Source organism: Flavobacterium sp. (assembly GCF_043760115.1).
Lineage (GTDB): Bacteria > Bacteroidota > Bacteroidia > Flavobacteriales > Flavobacteriaceae > Flavobacterium.
Map to the genome: position 1 here is coordinate 1 of NZ_JAYUPK010000097.1, position 18,651 is coordinate 18,651.

General features: G+C 28.8%; 20 protein-coding genes and 1 tRNA gene. 9 read left to right on the top strand and 12 right to left on the bottom strand.

What is annotated here, in order from left to right:
* The 7 genes from ACH2BC_RS08560 to ACH2BC_RS08590 all read left to right on the top strand — a co-directional run.
* On the top strand, positions 1 to 1,062 hold a 1,062-nt coding region (locus tag ACH2BC_RS08560), incomplete at its 5' end, for a radical SAM protein (RefSeq protein WP_395053577.1).
* Between the two features lie 2 nt (positions 1,063 to 1,064).
* Positions 1,065 to 1,241, top strand: coding sequence for a hypothetical protein (locus ACH2BC_RS08565; RefSeq protein WP_395053578.1), 177 nt, complete (start codon positions 1,065 to 1,067; stop codon positions 1,239 to 1,241).
* A gap of 12 nt (positions 1,242 to 1,253) precedes the next feature.
* On the top strand, positions 1,254 to 1,451 hold the full coding sequence (locus ACH2BC_RS08570; RefSeq protein ID WP_395053579.1) for a hypothetical protein: 198 nt from the start codon (positions 1,254 to 1,256) through the stop codon (positions 1,449 to 1,451).
* Positions 1,451 to 1,639 (top strand): hypothetical protein, encoded by a 189-nt coding sequence (locus ACH2BC_RS08575; protein ID WP_395053580.1) that lies wholly within the window; start codon positions 1,451 to 1,453, stop codon positions 1,637 to 1,639. The genes ACH2BC_RS08570 and ACH2BC_RS08575 overlap by 1 nt, the downstream gene beginning before the upstream one ends.
* Before the next feature lie 79 nt (positions 1,640 to 1,718).
* Positions 1,719 to 3,128 carry a TlpA family protein disulfide reductase gene (locus tag ACH2BC_RS08580; protein ID WP_395053581.1) on the top strand — a complete coding sequence of 470 codons (1,410 nt, stop codon included), beginning with the start codon at positions 1,719 to 1,721 and terminating at the stop codon, positions 3,126 to 3,128.
* Between the two features lie 8 nt (positions 3,129 to 3,136).
* Positions 3,137 to 3,643, top strand: a complete 507-nt coding sequence (locus ACH2BC_RS08585) for a hypothetical protein (RefSeq protein ID WP_395053582.1) — start codon at positions 3,137 to 3,139, stop codon at positions 3,641 to 3,643.
* A 23-nt stretch (positions 3,644 to 3,666) separates the two neighbouring features.
* Positions 3,667 to 4,278 (top strand): hypothetical protein, encoded by a 612-nt coding sequence (locus ACH2BC_RS08590; protein WP_395053583.1) that lies wholly within the window; start codon positions 3,667 to 3,669, stop codon positions 4,276 to 4,278.
* 241 nt (positions 4,279 to 4,519) lie between these two features.
* Here the strand turns inward: ACH2BC_RS08590 and fsa are convergent, their stop codons facing one another.
* The 9 genes from fsa to typA all read right to left on the bottom strand — a co-directional run bounded on the left by fsa (position 4,520) and on the right by typA (position 14,834).
* Positions 4,520 to 5,176, bottom strand: a complete 657-nt coding sequence (fsa, locus tag ACH2BC_RS08595; RefSeq protein WP_395053584.1) for a fructose-6-phosphate aldolase — start codon at positions 5,174 to 5,176, stop codon at positions 4,520 to 4,522.
* A 410-nt stretch (positions 5,177 to 5,586) separates the two neighbouring features.
* Positions 5,587 to 6,387, bottom strand: coding sequence for an SDR family oxidoreductase (locus tag ACH2BC_RS08600; protein ID WP_395053585.1), 801 nt, complete (start codon positions 6,385 to 6,387; stop codon positions 5,587 to 5,589).
* Positions 6,388 to 6,542: 155 nt separating this feature from the next.
* Positions 6,543 to 8,657 (bottom strand): T9SS type A sorting domain-containing protein, encoded by a 2,115-nt coding sequence (locus ACH2BC_RS08605; RefSeq protein ID WP_395053586.1) that lies wholly within the window; start codon positions 8,655 to 8,657, stop codon positions 6,543 to 6,545.
* A 17-nt stretch (positions 8,658 to 8,674) separates the two neighbouring features.
* Positions 8,675 to 9,865 (bottom strand): hypothetical protein, encoded by a 1,191-nt coding sequence (locus ACH2BC_RS08610; protein ID WP_395053587.1) that lies wholly within the window; start codon positions 9,863 to 9,865, stop codon positions 8,675 to 8,677.
* Positions 9,866 to 10,103: 238 nt separating this feature from the next.
* Complete coding sequence (locus tag ACH2BC_RS08615) at positions 10,104 to 10,853, bottom strand: LytR/AlgR family response regulator transcription factor (protein WP_395053588.1); 750 nt, start codon at positions 10,851 to 10,853, stop codon at positions 10,104 to 10,106.
* 5 nt (positions 10,854 to 10,858) lie between these two features.
* Positions 10,859 to 11,518 (bottom strand): sensor histidine kinase, encoded by a 660-nt coding sequence (locus ACH2BC_RS08620; RefSeq protein WP_395053589.1) that lies wholly within the window; start codon positions 11,516 to 11,518, stop codon positions 10,859 to 10,861.
* Between the two features lie 219 nt (positions 11,519 to 11,737).
* Positions 11,738 to 12,400, bottom strand: coding sequence for a hypothetical protein (locus ACH2BC_RS08625; RefSeq protein WP_395053590.1), 663 nt, complete (start codon positions 12,398 to 12,400; stop codon positions 11,738 to 11,740).
* A gap of 86 nt (positions 12,401 to 12,486) precedes the next feature.
* Complete coding sequence (locus ACH2BC_RS08630) at positions 12,487 to 12,918, bottom strand: clan AA aspartic protease (RefSeq protein WP_395053591.1); 432 nt, start codon at positions 12,916 to 12,918, stop codon at positions 12,487 to 12,489.
* Positions 12,919 to 13,037: 119 nt separating this feature from the next.
* Complete coding sequence (typA, locus tag ACH2BC_RS08635; protein WP_395053592.1) at positions 13,038 to 14,834, bottom strand: translational GTPase TypA; 1,797 nt, start codon at positions 14,832 to 14,834, stop codon at positions 13,038 to 13,040.
* A 152-nt stretch (positions 14,835 to 14,986) separates the two neighbouring features.
* Between typA and ACH2BC_RS08640 the strand changes: the two genes are divergently transcribed.
* Together ACH2BC_RS08640 and ACH2BC_RS08645 are read left to right on the top strand one after the other, a co-directional pair.
* A complete protein-coding gene (locus ACH2BC_RS08640) occupies positions 14,987 to 16,696 on the top strand; it encodes a PAS domain-containing protein (RefSeq protein ID WP_395053593.1) in 1,710 nt (569 codons plus the stop codon).
* A 6-nt stretch (positions 16,697 to 16,702) separates the two neighbouring features.
* Entirely contained in the window at positions 16,703 to 17,104 is a 402-nt protein-coding gene (locus ACH2BC_RS08645; RefSeq protein WP_395053594.1) for a response regulator, read from the top strand.
* Between the two features lie 58 nt (positions 17,105 to 17,162).
* Here the strand turns inward: ACH2BC_RS08645 and rpsT are convergent, their stop codons facing one another.
* The 3 genes from rpsT to ACH2BC_RS08660 form a co-directional block, all read right to left on the bottom strand.
* Positions 17,163 to 17,414 carry a 30S ribosomal protein S20 gene (gene rpsT / locus ACH2BC_RS08650; protein WP_395053595.1) on the bottom strand — a complete coding sequence of 84 codons (252 nt, stop codon included), beginning with the start codon at positions 17,412 to 17,414 and terminating at the stop codon, positions 17,163 to 17,165.
* 37 nt (positions 17,415 to 17,451) lie between these two features.
* Positions 17,452 to 17,523: transfer RNA gene (locus ACH2BC_RS08655), tRNA-Glu, on the bottom strand.
* 79 nt (positions 17,524 to 17,602) lie between these two features.
* On the bottom strand, positions 17,603 to 18,651 hold a 1,049-nt coding region (locus tag ACH2BC_RS08660), incomplete at its 5' end, for a His/Gly/Thr/Pro-type tRNA ligase C-terminal domain-containing protein (protein ID WP_395053596.1).

Below are 18,651 nucleotides of genomic sequence, written 5' to 3' on the forward strand. Positions count from 1 at the left end.
TGCCCAACTTGTTATGCCAGTTCTGGTCCAAATTATGGAAGACATAGAACATTAGAAGAAATTGAAAAAATGTTTGATGTTGTTGTTGCCAATGAAGGCGAACCAGATGTGGTACAAATTTCTGGTGGCGAACCAACTGTGCATCCAGATTTTTTCAAAATTCTTGATATTGCCAAAAGCAAACCTATTAAACATTTGATGTTAAACACCAACGGAATTCGACTAGCAAAAGATGAAAAATTTGTAGAAAAACTAGCAACTTATATGCCAGATTTTGAGATTTATTTGCAATTTGATAGTTTTAAACCCGAAGTTTTAGAAAAATTACGTGGCGAAGATTTAACCAATACTCGTATAAAAGCATTAGAATATTTGAACAAATACAATATTTCTACAACATTAGTTGTAACTCTTCAAAAAGGCGTAAACGATGATGAAATTGGAAAAATTTTAGAATTTGCCATAAAACAAGAATGTGTTCGAGGTGTTACTTTTCAACCCACACAAGTTGCAGGAAGAAATAAAGATTATAATGATGGCGAAGGAAGAATTACGTTGACCGAAGTTCGCAGAAAAATTTACGAGCAATATCCAATTTTTACACCACAAGATTTAATTCCTGTTCCGTGTAATCCTGATGCATTGTGTATGGCGTATGCATTGAAAATAGATGGAGAAGTTTTTCCTATGACGCATTTAATTAATCCAGAAGATTTACTAAATAATTCTAAAAATACTATTGTTTTTGAGCACGATGAAAAACTAAAAAGTCACATGTTAAATCTTTTTAGTACAGGAATTTCTGTAGATTGTGCCGAAGAAACTTTTGGAGAATTAATGTGTTGTTTACCAAGAGTTCAAAGTGATAATTTAAGTTACAGCAATTTGTTTCGTGTGTTGATTATGAATTTTATGGATCCTTATGATTTTGATGTTCGTGCTGTAAAAAAATCGTGCGTACACATTGTGAGCGATAAAATGAAAATTATACCATTTGAAACTATGAATATTTTTTATAGAGATAATAAAATTGACAACATTAGAAAAGAATTAAATATATAAAAATGGATAATTTTTTAACTGGTTTTGGCGCATTTATTGCATTTATAAGTTTCTTTACTTTTATTATTGGATTCTTTATGCTATTTGACGAAAGTAAAAGAAAACTTGGGTTAAAATTTATGATATTTTCTTTAATAGCTTTTATAATAGGTTTTAGTACGTGTATTGGGCAATTTTAATTTTAAAACTTTATGCAATTACTTCTCATTTTGTTCGGAATAGTATTAGTTTCTTCAATAATTGCAATTATTGTTGGTATAGTTCAGTTAATTGCTACTAAAGGAGAAATTGGTTTGAAACATATTCTTGGTGGAGTTTTAGGAATTGTAATTGGATTACTTATTGGATTTGGAACTTGTGTTTTATCATTTAACGGAAATAGTAAATAATGAATGAAATTCTTTCTTCTATCGGTATGATTGTCGCTTTTATAAGTGTACTTGCTTTTCTTTTTGGAATAATTCGGCTTATCTTTATTGAGGATAAAAAGTTTTCACTTCAAATTCTTTTATACTCAGTTATTGCTTTTATAATTGGTTTTGGAACTTGTTATGCTACTTTTGCATTAAAACTGTAAAATTTTAACCTTTTATTTAACTAATGCTTAACAAAATATTCACTTTCATATAAATACATTTGTTTGTAATATATATTTAATGAAAATTTCCCCTAAGTTTTTATATTTCTTTTATTCTGTTCTATCTCTATCAATGCTAAGTTCTTGTAACAAAGACTTTTCATCAGATAATTACATAGCATACTTTGGTGGAGAAATAGAAAATCCTATTAATCGTTACGTACTTTTTTGCAAAGACAATCTTGTTATTGATACCATTAAACTTAATGATGACAATACATTTTTTAAAAAATTCGATTCATTGTCACCAGGTTTATACACTTTTAAACACGAACCAGAATACCAATATATTTATTTTGATAAAAACGACAGTTTAAAAGTTCATATAGATACCAAAGATTTTGACGAATCTATAATCTTTTGTGGTCGTGGCGATGAAAAAAATAATTTCTTGATGGATTTATATCTAAGGAATGAAAAAGATAAAAACAATATGTTTGAAGTTTTTGATTATGGATTTGAAAAATTTAATCTAAACATAGAAAAAACCAATCTAGAGAATAAAAAATACTATAATAAGAAAAAAGAAGAAATTAAGTGGAGTAACGAATTTGATGTTTACGCCAATGCATTATACAAATTTCCATATTATACTAAAAAAGAAATATATCCTGTAGTTCACAAAATTAGAACTGGCGAAGATGTTATAGATAAGTTGCCAAAAACTTATTATGATTATAGAAAAGCAATAGATTATAGCAATGAAGAATTAACTGATTTTTCTCCGTTTGTTATGTATATAAATCATATGTTGAATAATGTTTCTGCAATAAAATATCATAATCATTATAATGAAGTTGATATGGCATTAAAAACCAACATTAATAAATTAAATGTTGCCGATACTTTAATTAAAAACGAAAAAGTAAAAAATGTAATTTTAAATAATATTGCTTTTCAATATTTATCAGAAGATCAAAATATTGTAAATAATAAAGAATTTCTAGAAACCTATCATAAATATTCTACCGATAAAAGCAAGAAAAACGAAATATTGAAAATAGGAAATGCCATACAACTATTAACAATAGGAAAAGAATTACCAACTGTTGAATTGATTGATTTAAATGGAAATAAATATTTAAGTTCAGATTTGGTTACTAAAAATACAGTATTCTTTTTTTGGTCAGAAAAATTAAATTCACACTTTGTTGCTGCGCATAAAAAAGTATTAGAACTTCAAAAAACATATCCTAATTACGAGTTTATTGCTATCAATTTAGATCAAGACGAGAACTTGTTTAAAGAAACTTTATCAAGATATAATTTTCAAAACATAAAAGAATACAGATGTTCCAACTTTGAAGACATAAAAGCAAAATGGGCAATTACCAAAGTTCATAGAACTATTATTGTAAATGCAGATAGAACTATAAAAAATGGTTTTACAAATATGTTTGACGTGAATTTTATTAATGAAATAAAGTAAAAATTTAAATGATAAAATTAACATTAGCTTTTTTAATCCTGATTTTAAATTTTAATACTATAAAATCTTCAAATTATATTCAAGAAGATAATTATACATTAGAGATTGAAAAATTAAAAAAATCAAAATTAAAAAATATTGAAAATTGGTTAATTAAAGCGACTTTAAAAAATAATACAAATGATACTTTAAGATATTGCAGTATGAGTTGTTCTTGGACAGATTACTATTCTTTAAATAATACTAATTTTAAAATCATTGAAAATCCTTGTGATAAAAATATTCCAATTATAATTACGATTGCTCCCAAAGAAAGTAAATCTGTTGAAATACAATTATCAAAGAAAGATGAAAAAAAGTCAATTCAAAAAAATTTTAAAATTATTTTAAACTTAATCATCGTAAAAAGTTCAAATAATAGATTTGAAAATGAAAATGAGAATAAAACATTATCTAAAAATCTAATTTACTCAAATTCTTTAGCTGGTAGATATTTTGCCAAAAAAATTAAATAAAAAATAACCTAAATAATCAAAAAATGAAAAAACTAATTTACATATTAATTTTAATTCCATTACTTTCATTTGCAGAGTTTCACTCTGGAATTATGACTTTTACTGATAATACAACAAAAGAAGGATTTATAGAAATACCTGACGATTCCGAGAACAACACTATTAAATTTAGACTAGAAGAAAAAGGAAATACTGAAAAGTTTCCTTTAGAACTAATAAAATCATTCTTTATAAACAACGAAAATGGTGAAAAAATAAAATTTGTAACAACTCATTTAGCATATTTTAAGCCATTTAGCAAAGATAATTCTTTTAAAGTACATAAAAAATTGGCGTGTGTTGAAGTTATAAAAGAAGGTAAAATAAACCTTTATTCCGCTTGGTTTATGACTACAGGTCCGAAATACAGTTCTATATTAGATGGTAATTATTTTATTAATCGAGGAAATGATTACTCTTTAATCCTATATGAAAATTTTGGAGCTGGATATAAATGGAATTATTTTTTGTCATTATTAAAAAAACATTTTAGTGAAGAATGTCCAAACTTAGTAAACTTAGTAAACAAAGATGATTTTAAGAAAAATGGTTTTGTAAGAATTATAGAACTTTACGAACAAAACTGTGGAAAATAAGTAATATCTGCGAAACGCAGTTTCTAGCAAGTGGGACAAATAATATAATTTAAGGTTGGTTTTGATTTTGCCAACTTTAGTAACATTCCGAAAGTTAAGGCATATTTAAAGACTTCTAACAAGAAGTTGCCTAAAGATATTTGATCATTCAATAAAATAATAAAAGCCGATTTTCAATTGAAAATCGGCTTTTATTATTATCTGAGTTTTAAATGAACGCTAAAACCTGAAAACTGAACACTTACTTATTTCCTTTTTCAAAATCGGCAATAAACTGCGCCAAACCAATATCAGTAAGCGGATGTTTTAACAATCCAAGAATAGACGAAAGTGGACCAGTCATAACATCGGCACCAATTTTTGCACAATTTACAATATGCATAGTATGACGCACAGACGCAGCAAGAATTTGAGTTTCATAACCATAATTATCATAAATTTCTCTAATTTCTTGAATCAAGTTCAATCCATCGGTACTGATATCGTCTAGTCTTCCAATAAATGGCGAAACAAAAGTTGCTCCAGCTTTAGCAGCCAATAAAGCTTGTCCTGCCGAAAATACTAGTGTAACATTAGTCTTAATTCCTTTGTCCGAAAAGTATTTACAAGCCATAACACCTTCTTTAGTCATTGGCAATTTTACGACAATTTGCTCGTGAAGATCAGCAAGTTCCTCACCTTCTTTAATCATTCCGTCATAATCAACAGCATTTACCTCAGCACTAACTTCGCCATCAGTAATGTTACAAATGTCAACATAATGCTTTAAAATATTATTTTTTCCTGTAATTCCTTCCTTAGCCATAAGTGACGGATTAGTTGTAACACCATCAAGAACGCCAAGTTGTTGCGCTTGTTTAATGTCAGATAAATTGGCTGTGTCAATAAAAAATTTCATAGTTTATAATTAAGTTGTGTTTATTATTTTGGGCGTTACCGCGAAAAGCGGTCAGGCTTTCCGTTTCAAGTCCTCAACTCACTTCCACTTTCGTTCCAGTAAGTTTCCGGGCTTTTCACTGCAAACATAGTTCACTGAACTCCTATAAAAATAAGAATAATGTGAAGTAATCCTTAACGCGGTTTTATGCAAAATTACAAAAATCATTTTCAATATCAATTACAAAAGTCAATTGCAAAAATCAATTTTTAAAAATTTAAAATTCATTTTAAATTAATTTTTTAATTTTAAATTTTAAAATATAATTTCATTCTTAAATTGATATTAACTTTTGATATTTACTTTTTTAATTGATATTGAATTTTGTAATTGACTTTTGTAATTGATATTGAATTTTGTAATTGATATTGTTAAAGCTTATAATGATTCATAACCATTTTCTCATAAACTGTGTCAGGCAAAATTCGTTTTAAAACAATAGAAAACTTTTGAATAAAAGCACCAACTTTATAATGAATTTTGGGATTTTTGGTTTCTATAATTTTATAAATTGCCTCAGCCATTTCATTAGGATTTCCACCATCATCTACGTGATTATTCATAGTTTCAAGTGTTTTTTTATATGGAATTTCATAGGCAGAATTTTCAACCTCACTATGAAATCTACCTGATGCAATATTGGTAGCAAAATCTCCAGGCGCAACATTGGTAATATTAATCCCAAAATGCTTAACTTCCATTCGTAAACTTTCTGTTAACAACTCCAATGCACCTTTAGACGCAGAATAAATTCCTCTGTAAGGCAAACCCATATATCCAGCAATAGACGTAATGTTTATAATTAAGCCACTTTGTTGCAAACGCATTTGTGGTAAAACTGCTTTTATAACTTCTAATGGTCCAAAAAAATTAATTTCAAAATTATTCTTAATTTCCTCAGTCGGAATTTCTTCAATTGGTCCAGTAATACCAACTCCAGCATTATTAATTACAACATCAATCCTACCCGATTTTGAAATTATAGAATTTATAGTTCTCTCAATTGACTCGGGCTTTCTAACATCCAACTCTAATAAAGGAAAAACAGAATTTTTAATCATACTCGGATTTCTACTTGTACCATAAACTGTAAAACCTTTTAAAAAAAGATATTCACCAACAGCTTTTCCAATTCCAGATGATGCGCCAGTAATCAAAACTATTTTACTCATTATTATAAAAACTATTTATAAAATAATTACATTTTAATTATTTTGGTAAAGATAAAACTTTAATTAAAAAATAGTGGTGTTTACTTATTTTTAAACAAAAAAATCCCAAACTGCAATTTTGCAATTTGGGATTATTGAAAGTAAAAAACAACCTATTACTCTTTAATAACTTTGATAGTTTTTACTAAATTATCAGAATAAATTTTAGTAAAATAAGTGCCAGATGATAATCTAGACATATCAATTTTAGACTCGTAATCATTTATAGATTTAGTAATTATTTGTTGACCTAAAACATTAAAAATTGAAATGTTGGTTATTAATTTATTTAAAGAAACTGTTAGAATATCTTTCACAGGATTAGGATAAACCTTTATGTACAATAAATTAAAATTTTCAATTTCTAAACAACCTCCATTTAAAACTGTTACTGCTAGTCTAGTGTTACTAGAACAAGATGAAATAGTTTGCGATGCATAATACGTTGTTCCAGTTACTAAAAGTGAAGTGTTTGGAACAATATTTCCTAAATTAGCCGCATCATACCAAATAATAGATGTACCATTTATAATAATATCTCCAACTGTTTCTCCTATACAAAATGTTTGATTAGCGCTGCCAGTTGGAGCGGAAACTTCTATATTAACAGAAATCGTCATTGTAGTAGTTGAAGCACATAATCCTACTGTAGGTGTAAATGTATACAAAGTTGTTACAGTATTATTTAATGCTGGCAACCAAGTTCCTGTAATTCCATTTGTAGAAGTTGTTGGCAATGCTGCCAATGTTGCTCCTGAACATATAGGAGTTACTTGAGTAAACGTTGGAACTACAATTGGGTTAACAGTAATCGTCATTGTAGTAGTTGAAGCACATAATCCTACTGTTGGTGTAAATGTATACAACGTTGTTACAGTATTATTTAATGCTGGCATCCAAGTTCCTGTAATTCCATTTGTAGAAGTCGTTGGCAATGCTGCCAATATTGCTCCTGAACATATAGGAGTTACTTGAGTAAACGTTGGAACTCCAATTGGGTTAACTGTAACTGAAACTGGAGTTCTTAAACTTTCGCAAACACCAATGGTTTGTGAAACATAATAATTTCCTGATACCAATGCAGTTGTATTTGATAGTGTAACTCCTCCTGTTGAATCTAAATACCATTGTAGATTAGTTCCTGTCGCAACTAATCCAGATACTGCTCCAGAAACACAGAAAAATTGTGGCGTTGGCGCAGTTGGAACTGGTGTTGTACAAAGAGAGGTTTCAATAATAATTACATTTTTAAAAACTGGACCCCAAACTCCTGTGACATCTTTCACACGAACATTAAAAACATGTAAACCTGCAGGTTGAGCAATTGGAATATCATTTTGAAAAAATTGTTCAAAAGCTCTATTAAAGTTCCCATCAGATGCTAATAGAGCTGTAGCACTTCCTTCTCCTGGATCTGTATCCCAAAAATATTCCGCTTGTGAGATACTTATTGGTGTTGGCGTAAGTACTTGATCTACATTTATTAAATTAGAAAAAACGGTTCCCCAAACTCCTGTATTGTCTTTTATACGAATATTAAAAGTATGCAATCCTGCGCTTGGTGCAGTAATTCCTGTTTTTGATAATTGCTCAAAAGCATTATTAAAGTTTCCGTCAGTCGCTAAAACTACTGTTGCACTTCCTTCTCCAGGATCTGTATCCCAAAAATATTCGGCTTGCGAAATACTTATGGGTGTTGGTGTTAATACTTGATCAACCAGTATTACATTTTTAAAAACTGTTCCCCAAACGCCAGTAGCATCTTTCACTCTAACATTAAAAGTATGCAAACCAACACTTGGTGCTGCGATTCCAGTTGTGGACAAACGCTCAAAAGCACTATTAAAGTTTCCGTCAGTTGCTAAAACAATAATACTACTTCCTTCTCCTGGATCTGTATCCCAAAAATATTCAGCTTGCAAGATACTTATTGGTGTTGGAGTTAGTACTTGATCTACTTTTATAGTATTGGAAAAAACATCTCCCCAAACTCCTGAAATATTTTTAATTCGGATATTAAAAGTGTGCATTCCCAAACTTGGTGCTGTAATTCCTGTTTTGGACAATTGCTCAAAAGCATTATTAAAGTTTCCGTCAACAGCATCAACTGCAATGCCAAGTCCTTGACCGGGATCGGCATCCCAAAAATATTCGGCTTGATTTAATGGTACTTGTGCTTGGCACAACACAACCAATAAAAAAGCCATTAAACTATAAATATATTTTTTCATCTTTTTATAGTTTAATATTATTTAGAATATCCAGAACCAGTAGCATTAAGTGTTGTTGTACCTATATAAATTCTTCTTGGAGTATTTAAGTAGTTTATCTGTGGTTTGTTGCCTGGAGTTACTGGCCAATAATTTGCCCAACTGTTAGAACCACCATAATTGCCAATATCATTTAATGATAAATCTAAATCTCTGAACTCATCGTCTGGATATCCTGCATTTACATTGGCACCTGTAACAGCATAAGTTGTGGTACTATTAACAGTAAAAACTGCACTGCCTACATTCGAGCTTGCAGCTGTTACTCCACTTACAACAAATGCATTAGCTGACATATTATAATAAGCATAGACCGTTGCGCCAGTTGCATATATTTCAAAATTAGCAGTAGGTGAACTTAAAACATTATTTAGTATACTAAAAGTAGCGGTATTAGGGGCCGTTAAAGTTATAGTTATGGAACCTTTACTACCAGTAGAATCTACAAAAAAAGGAATAGTATTATTTTGGATTTCATTGATACTACCATTTTTAGCAGCTACAATATTAATAAGCGAAATTGTACCGAATGCAAAGCTACCAACAAAATTATTTAAAATTTTAAAAGTGTAATTTCTTTGGCTTATATCAATATATCTACCTACAAAGTTACCAACTATCTCTACACCATCAGTAGATAAAATTGTATCTGTAATTCCTTCGCATATTAAAGAATCATTAATTCTTGATCCAGTAATTTTACCGTTAGAAAAATACAAACTACCATTAATATCGGTGCCCGAAATATTAGTTGTAATATTTTGAAATTGTAAAAATATAGCAGAAGTTGTTGAATTTAAAATATTAATTGTAGTCCTTCCTGCAATTAAGTTTGATGTTGTCAAAGATGATGTTAGATTCAAATTATTAATCGTAACAACCCGACCTGCCAATGGCGTTACCACAATTGTGCCTTGCACTAAATATTTAGCTCCTAGTGTTTCAGATGCGAATGATAGGCTTTTATCAATAACTAAATTTTCTGCATACGGAATGCCACCTGCTTTTGGTCTAATGATAATTCTGTCGCCATCAGCAGCAGCAGTAATGGCAGCAGAAATAGTTGCATAGGCACCTCCTGCACCAAAATCTCTAACATACAAATCGGCTGCAGAAGCCAATGTGGTGAACAAACTTGCAATTGCAATAAAAAATAATTGTTTTTTCATTTTTTTTAAATTTTTATTTTTTTCTACTCATTTAGCTTTTCGAATCCGCTTCGTTTAAGATGGTTTCTGAACTCCATATTATTTTTATTTTAAAACAATAGCTACTGTTTTAAACCATAATAATTTATTACGATTCAAAAATAAATGAAAGAAAAATGAAAATTTTAGCGAATGAATATTCGTTGACTTTTGAAAGTTATTCGTTGAATTATTGAAGAAATTCGTTTTTGTGAAAAAATTAAAGATTTTCTAACATAATCAAAAATTCTCCTTTATTTCGAATTGCCAACGGAATAATACTTTTGTTCTTTAAAACAATTGTATTACCACCATCAGTTTTAATAAAATGATCAAAATATGCCATATTTATTAAATGTGATTGGTGTGACCTAAAAAAATTGAATGGAGAAAGTAACGTTTCGTATTCCTTGAGATTGGAAGAAACAATTAGTTTTGGCGCATTTACGAAATGAAAAGTTGTGTAATTTTTATCAGATTCGCAGTTAACAATGTCCTGAATGTTAACCGAATAAATTTTATCGGCGGTTTTTAACATCAGTTTTTGATGGTTTTTTGGACGATCAAGATTGGTAAACAAATTGTTGAGTTTCATTTCAAAAACTTCTTTGCTCAACGATTCTTCTGCTTTTTTTACTGCTTCGACCAACTCGGCTGAATCAAGCGGTTTTAGCAAATAATCAATGGCAGAAAAACGAAAAGCACGAATAGCAAAATCTTCAAAGCCAGTTATAAAAATAACTTTAAAATCTATTGGTTTCATTTTTTGTAATAAGTCAAAACCTGTTCCATCAGGCATTTCGACATCCAGAAAAACAATATCTGGTGAGAGTTGTTTAATGATTTTTATACCCGATTCGACATTGTCGGCTTGACCAATTACTGAAATATTAGGACAATTTGACTTGATTATTGCAATGTTTTTCTTTCTGATAGTTTCAATATCATCTATTACAACAGCTCTTAACATATAAATTAGTTTTCGTAAATATAGGGTATTTCAAATTTAATTTTTGCTCCAACTATTTTTTGATTGCTGTCTAATATATCATTAGTTTGTATTACAAAATGTTCATTTTTTGTATAGCTTATCAATCGTTCTTTAGTTATTGTCATTGCTAAAGACTTGTGATTACTTGTTTTTTTGATAATGTCAAACCCATTTCCGTTATCTGAAACTTCAAAAAACAGTTTGTTGTTTTGCAAATAAAAACATATTTCGATTTTACCCATCTCTAACTTATTTTTTAATCCGTGTTTAATGGCGTTTTCTATAAATGGTTGCGTTAGCATTGGTGGAAGGAGTATGATTTCTGTATCTATAGTATCATCAACATCGATTTTGAAACTAAATTTATTGTTATACAGAAGTTGTTGAATAACTAAGTAATTTTCGATCATTTCTATTTCTTCGGATAATGAAATGTAATTTTCGTTTGAGTTTTCTAAAATTTGTCTTGTCAATTTAGAAAACTTCGTTAGGTAATTTATGGCTTCTGGATTTTGATTGTTGTAAATTAGACCTTGAATATTATCAATAGAATTAAAAATAAAATGAGGATTCATTTGGGTCAACAATAACTTTTGATTTAAAGCTTGTTTTTCTAAAGTCGAAATTATTTGTTTTTGTTTCATTTTAGAAAAATAATTTTGGTAAATCACAACCAAAAAAATTAAACCAAAAACCAAAAACAGCATAATAGATGTACCTAACCAGAATATCGATTTTATATCCCTCGAACTATCCATATATTAGTATGTTGTTTAAAAAGCAAATATAAAATTGTTAATTTAATTTACAGCTATTTCAAAAAATTAACTTTTAAATTATTTTTATAATTTACTAATTGGTTTTTAGGTTGCATTTTTTTCAATAGAAAATGCTTTCCACACACCAATAATAAGCATTAATCGCCAAACAAAATTAGCATATAAATTAAAGTTATAGTAATCCCAAAATTCTGCATTTTTATTTTTTATTAGATAATCGGTAATTAAAAATAAGAAAATCGTACTCACAAAATAAAATAAAAAACCAGAAACAAAATAAAAATTTGGTGTTTTAAGTAAAGTAGTTTCTTTTAAAGTAATAAAACAATTTTTACACCATAAAAAGGAGCAAACTATAATAAATATAGTTTCTAAAATCATCAAATACGAATCTGTTTTATTGCATTCATCGATGTTCCAAATAAACAATAAATAAACATATAACGTAATATATAAAGCAATTGAAATTTTAAAAAAAAGTAAATATTTAGGTTTTAGAATACTAATAAAAAAATAAAAAATTATTAAAAATTCTGCTAATGAATAAATTCTAGACCAATAACCAGTTGGAAAATCAATTTTACAAATGTACCAAATCAAAACAGTTCCAGTTTCTTCTAAACTAGCAATAAACACTAACCAAATAAAAGGAGTAATAGGTTTTAAGTTACTTAACTTATACTTTTTTAATATATAAATAGGCAAAAAACCTAGAAACATAATAAAATAAAACAACCATAAATTCATATCTTTTTTTATGCAAATTATGTAAAATTTATTAAAAATATTCCAAATTCTAAATTTTAGAATTTGAGATTTATTAAAAGTATAAACTACCTTCTCATTCCCTTTAATGACATTTGCGCATAATAAGGATGATCTGGATGCAATTCTAGTTCTTGTCTTCTTGGATTAATTACAACATCTAAATCTTCCATTGGTATCGCACCCAAAAGTGCTTCGTTGCTTCCTGGCAAAACCATGCAATAACATATTGTTTTTCTATTTTTAAATCGAACTTGTACTGGTCCAACAAAATCATATTCTTCTATACTACCATTTGCCAATTGTCCTTTTCGTTTTTCAACAAATGGTAGATCTAATTGTTCTTGAATTGATTCGTTGATGCACATATTATATGCACCAGAATCTACCAACATGTTGATTGTCATTTTTTTAATTTCCTCTTCACCAATAACATGACGTCTAGCCATTTCAATATCGCCAGCATTTACTAATTCTATATCTGCATAAACTAATCCCATAATTTTTTATTTAATATATTTAACAAATATAGATATTAAATTTTATAAAAAAACCCCAAACTCTTTCGAATTTGGGATTCCTATTTTAAAGTCCCTCCTTCGAAGGGATTTAGGGAGGCTTAAACCTTAAACCTTTTTCTATCAGTTTCGTTCAAATAAATTTTTCGCAAACGAATAGATTTTGGTGTAACTTCTACATATTCGTCTTTTTGAATGTATTCTAAAGCTTCTTCTAATGAGAAAATAATTGGTGGAATAATCCTAGCTTTTTCATCATTTCCAGATGAACGAACGTTGGATTGTTTTTTCTCTTTGGTTACGTTTACACACATATCATCACCACGAGAGTTTTCGCCAATTACTTGACCTTCATAGATTTCGGCATTTGGTTCAACAAAAAACTTACCACGATCTTGCAATTTATCAATAGAATATGGAATTGCTTTTCCTTTTTCCATAGAAATTAATGAACCTTTGTTACGTCCAGAAATTTCTCCTTTAAAAGGTTCATACCCTATAAAACGATGTGCCATAATAGCTTCACCTGCAGTAGCAGTCAACAATTGATTACGTAATCCAATAATTCCACGAGATGGAATATTAAATTTAATTACCATACGTTCACCTTTAGTTTCCATACTCAACATTTCGCCTTTACGTAAAGTAACAAACTCTACAGCTCTTCCAGAAAGTGATTCTGGTAAATCAATTGTCAATTCTTCAATTGGTTCACATTTTTTACCATCAATTTCTTTAATAATAACTTGTGGTTGACCAATTTGCATTTCATAACCTTCACGTCTCATAGTTTCAATTAAAACAGATAAGTGCAAAACACCACGACCAAAAACCATAAATTTATCAGCAGAATCGGTTTCGCCCAATTTCATTGCTAAGTTTTTTTCTAATTCTTTCGTTAAACGATCACGAATGTGTCTTGAAGTTACAAATTTTCCTTCTTTTCCAAAGAAAGGAGAATCGTTTATTGTAAACAACATACTCATCGTTGGCTCGTCAATTGCAATTGTTTGCAATGCTTCTGGATTATCAAAATCGGCAATTGTATCTCCAATTTCAAAACCTTCTACTCCAACAATTGCACAAATATCACCAGCAATTACTTCTTGTACTTTCTTACGACCTAGACCTTCAAAAGTATGTAATTCTTTAATTCTAGATTTCATTATTACACCATCTCTTTTGCAAAGAGAAATTGGCATTCCTTCTCTAAGAACTCCTCTTTCTAATCTACCAATCGCAATACGACCAGTAAAAGCTGAGAAATCTAAAGATGTAATCAACATTTGTGGAGTTCCTTCTGAAACTTTTGGAGCAGGAACATGTTCTACAACCATATCTAACAAAGCTTCAACATTATCTGTTATGTTTTCCCAATGATCTGACATCCAGTTGTTTTTAGCAGAACCATAAACGGTTGGAAAATCCAATTGCCATTCTTCTGCACCTAATTCGAACATCAAATCGAAAACTTTTTCATGAACTTCTTCTGGAGTACAGTTTTCTTTATCTACTTTATTGATAACAACGCAAGGTTTTAAACCTAAATCGATAGCTTTTTGTAAAACAAATCGTGTTTGTGGCATTGGACCTTCAAATGCATCTACTAGTAGACAAACTCCATCAGCCATGTTTAATACACGTTCTACTTCTCCACCAAAATCAGCGTGACCTGGAGTATCGATAATATTAATTTTAGTTCCTTTGTAATTAACTGAAACGTTCTTAGAAGTAATTGTAATTCCTCTTTCACGTTCCAAGTCATTATTATCAAGAATTAAATCTCCTGTATTTTCGTTGTCGCGAAAAAGTTGACAATGATACATAATTTTATCAACCAAAGTTGTTTTACCGTGATCGACATGGGCAATAATTGCAATATTTCTAATAGATTCCATCTGTTATTTTTAATGGGTGCAAAGGTACACTTTATTTTGATTAAAAAAACGATACCAATATTTACTTTACATTTTAATAACTCAAACGTTAATTTTTTTTTTATTTTATAATTTAATCAATTTTAAAAATTAATTTTTTTATTTTTGGAGTAATGAAAAAAACGAATACAACTTCTTACATAATTATTTTTCTATCAACTCTAATTATTCTTTTAATTGGACAAATCGTTTTACCTAAATACTTACAATTTTACAACCATTTAAATACATATTTAGCAATTGACTTTATTCTTACTAGTATTGTTTTATTGATTATATACATGATTATCAACAATATAAAGCAAAAACATAAAAATAAAATAAAAAATTTAGAAGAAAAGTATAAAGACCTTGTAGAATCTAATGAACGTTACGAAATGGTTTCCAAAGCCACGAGTGATACCATATGGGATTGGGATATTAAAACTGGTGGATTTATTTGGAACAGAGGAATTGAAGGAGTTTTTGGATATCAAAGAAAAGATGTAGGTAATAATTTACAGTGGTGGTTTGATAAAATTCACCCAGAAGACAGTTTAAAAATGTCTGTAAAATTATACTCTTTTATCGCAGAAAAATCAGAAAAATGGCAAGACGAATACCGTTTTAGATGTGCCGATGGAACTTATAAATATGTTTTTGATAGAGGTTTTTTAGTAAAAGATGAAACTGACACTATAGTAAGAATGATTGGAGCAATTCAAGATGTTACAAAACAAAAAGTTGAAGAGCAACGATTAAAATTATTAGAAACTGTTATTACCCAAACTAAAGATACTGTAATAATTACAGAAGCTGGAGATGCTGAAAAAGGAATTCCAAAAATTGTTTATGTAAATCCTGCATTTTCTAAAATGACTGGTTATAAAACTGATGAAGTTATTGGTAAATCGCCTGCAACATTTATGTCTAAATCTAGTGTGCAAGATAACATAACAAAAATTGCCAACTCACTAAAGAAAAAAGAAGAATTTACTTTTGAATCATTAAATTTAAGAAAAAACAATGAACAATATTGGGTTAATTTTTCAATGATTCCTATAACTAATGCAGATAATCAGCACTCACATTGGATATCTATACAAAGAGATATTTCTGTAGAAAAGCATCGCGAATCAGAAAGAGAACAACTAATAAGCGAATTAACTCAAAACAACAAAGATTTAAAACAATTCTCTTATATTACCTCGCATAATTTGAGAGCACCACTTTCTAATTTAACTGGATTATTAAATCTAATTGAAGATTTACATATCGAAGACATTGAGTTAAAAGAAATTTTAAATGGATTTTCTAAATCTACTAATTTATTAAATGACACCATAAATGATTTAGTAAAAGTTATAATTATTAAAGACAGTCCATCAATTCTGAAAGAGCAGATTTTAACTCAAGTTGTATTTGAAAATGTTTTTAATCAATTAAGCGTTTTAATAAGTTTAAAAAAACCTATCATAAAAATGGATTTTGAAAGTGCTCCATTTTTAACAATCAACAAATCATATTTAGAAAGTATATTATTAAATTTAATGACCAATTCGTTAAAATATAATGATGAATCAAGAATATTAAAAATTACAATTTCGTCTAAAATTATTGAAGATAAAGTTCAGATTCAATTTAAAGATAACGGAATAGGAATTGATTTAGATAGGAATAAAGACAAAATTTTTGGACTATATCAAAGATTTCATGATTATCCAGATAGTAAGGGTTTAGGATTATATCTAGTAAAATCTCAAGTAGAATCAATGAATGGAAAAATTGAAGTAGACAGTAAAGTTGGCGTAGGAACAACATTTAAAATGACATTCTTAACATAATTAGTTATGTTTAATAAAATTTTATGTGTAGACGACGATCCAATAACTCTAATGCTATGCAAAAAAGTTATTATGAAGTCTCAATTTTCAAAAGAAATTGATCTAGCTAATAATGGAGAAAAAGCACTACAGTATTTTGACAATTTAATAGCTAAAATTCTAAATAAGGAGAATGTTGGATTGCCTGAATTGGTTTTTCTAGATTTAAACATGCCAATAATGAGCGGTTGGGAATTCTTAAATATATTTTCTAAACCACAATATAGTAACTATTTTTCATCTGTCAGAATTATAGTATTATCTTCAACAATAGATCCTAAAGACGTAGAAAAGTCAAAACAATTTCCAATCGTTACCCATTTTTTATCAAAACCTATTACTCAAGAAATGCTTTATTGTTTAAAATAAAGCATAAAAAAAAGCTTTCAAAAATTGAAAGCTTAATTAAAATTATATTAAAACAATATTACATATTTGTAACATGCTTAGTTAATTTAGATTTTAAATTAGAAGCTTTATTATCATGAATAATATTCTTCTTAGCTAATTTGTCTATCATTGAAATTACAGAAGATAATTTAGAAGCAGCATCATTTTTATCAGTTGCTATTCTTAACGCTTTAATTGCATTACGAGTAGTTTTATGTTGATATCTGTTTAAAACTCTTCTTTTTTCGTTACTTCTAATTCTTTTTAAAGCTGACTTATGATTTGCCATTTTCTTGTATTTTTTCTTTTTTAAATAAAATAATTTGTAGCCCGTAGGGGAATCGAACCCCTCTTACATGGATGAAAACCATGCGTCCTAACCGATAGACGAACGGGCCAAACTTCCTGAATGCGGATGCAAAAATACAACTATTTTTTATTCACGCAAGTGTTGAATGTACTTTTTTTTTATTTTTTTTAATATGCCTTCGCAAACAACACTCTTCCAGTAGATTCAGCTCCAGAAAAAATACATTTTCCTTTCTCTTCTACTCTATTTAATGGTATACATCTGATTGTTGCCTTGGTTAAATCTTTAATTTTTTCTTCAGTTGCTGCTGTTCCATCCCAATGTGCAGAGATAAATCCACCTTTATTTTCTAAAATATCCTTAAACTCTTCAAAAGAATTTACTTCTGTAATATGATTTTTTCTATAATTTAATGCTTTATTAAATAAATCAGTTTGAATTTTTTCTAATAAATCAGTTACATAAATAATTATACTATCTTTTGAAACTATATCTTTAGTTAGTAAATCTCTTCTAGCAACTTCAAATGTTCCATTTTCTAAATCTTTTGGTCCAATTGCTAATCGTACTGGAACACCTTTTAATTCCCATTCGGCAAATTTAAAACCTGGTTTTTGAGTAGTTCTATTATCAAACTTTACAGAAATATTCATTTTTTTTAATTGTAAAACTATTTCATTTACAACTAAAGAGATTTTTTCTAATTCCTCTTCTGTTTTAAAAATTGGCACAATTACTACTTGAATTGGTGCTAAATTTGGAGGTAAAACCAAACCATTATCATCTGAATGTGTCATTACTAATGCTCCCATTAATCTTGTAGAAACACCCCAAGAAGTTCCCCAAACATATTCTTGTTTACCTTCTGCAGTAGCAAATTTAACATCAAATGCTTTAGCAAAATTTTGACCTAAAAAGTGTGATGTTCCTGCTTGTAATGCTTTACCATCTTGCATTAATGCCTCAATACAATAGGTTTCATCTGCTCCTGCAAATCGTTCTGTTTCTGTTTTTAATCCTTTAACTACTGGCATTGCCATAAAATTCTCAGCGAAATCTGCATATACATGCATCATTTTTTCAGACTCTTCAATTGCTTCTTGTTTAGTTGCATGAGCCGTATGTCCTTCTTGCCAAAGAAATTCTGCTGTACGCAAAAATAATCTAGTTCTCATTTCCCATCTAACAACGTTTGCCCATTGATTTATTAATAATG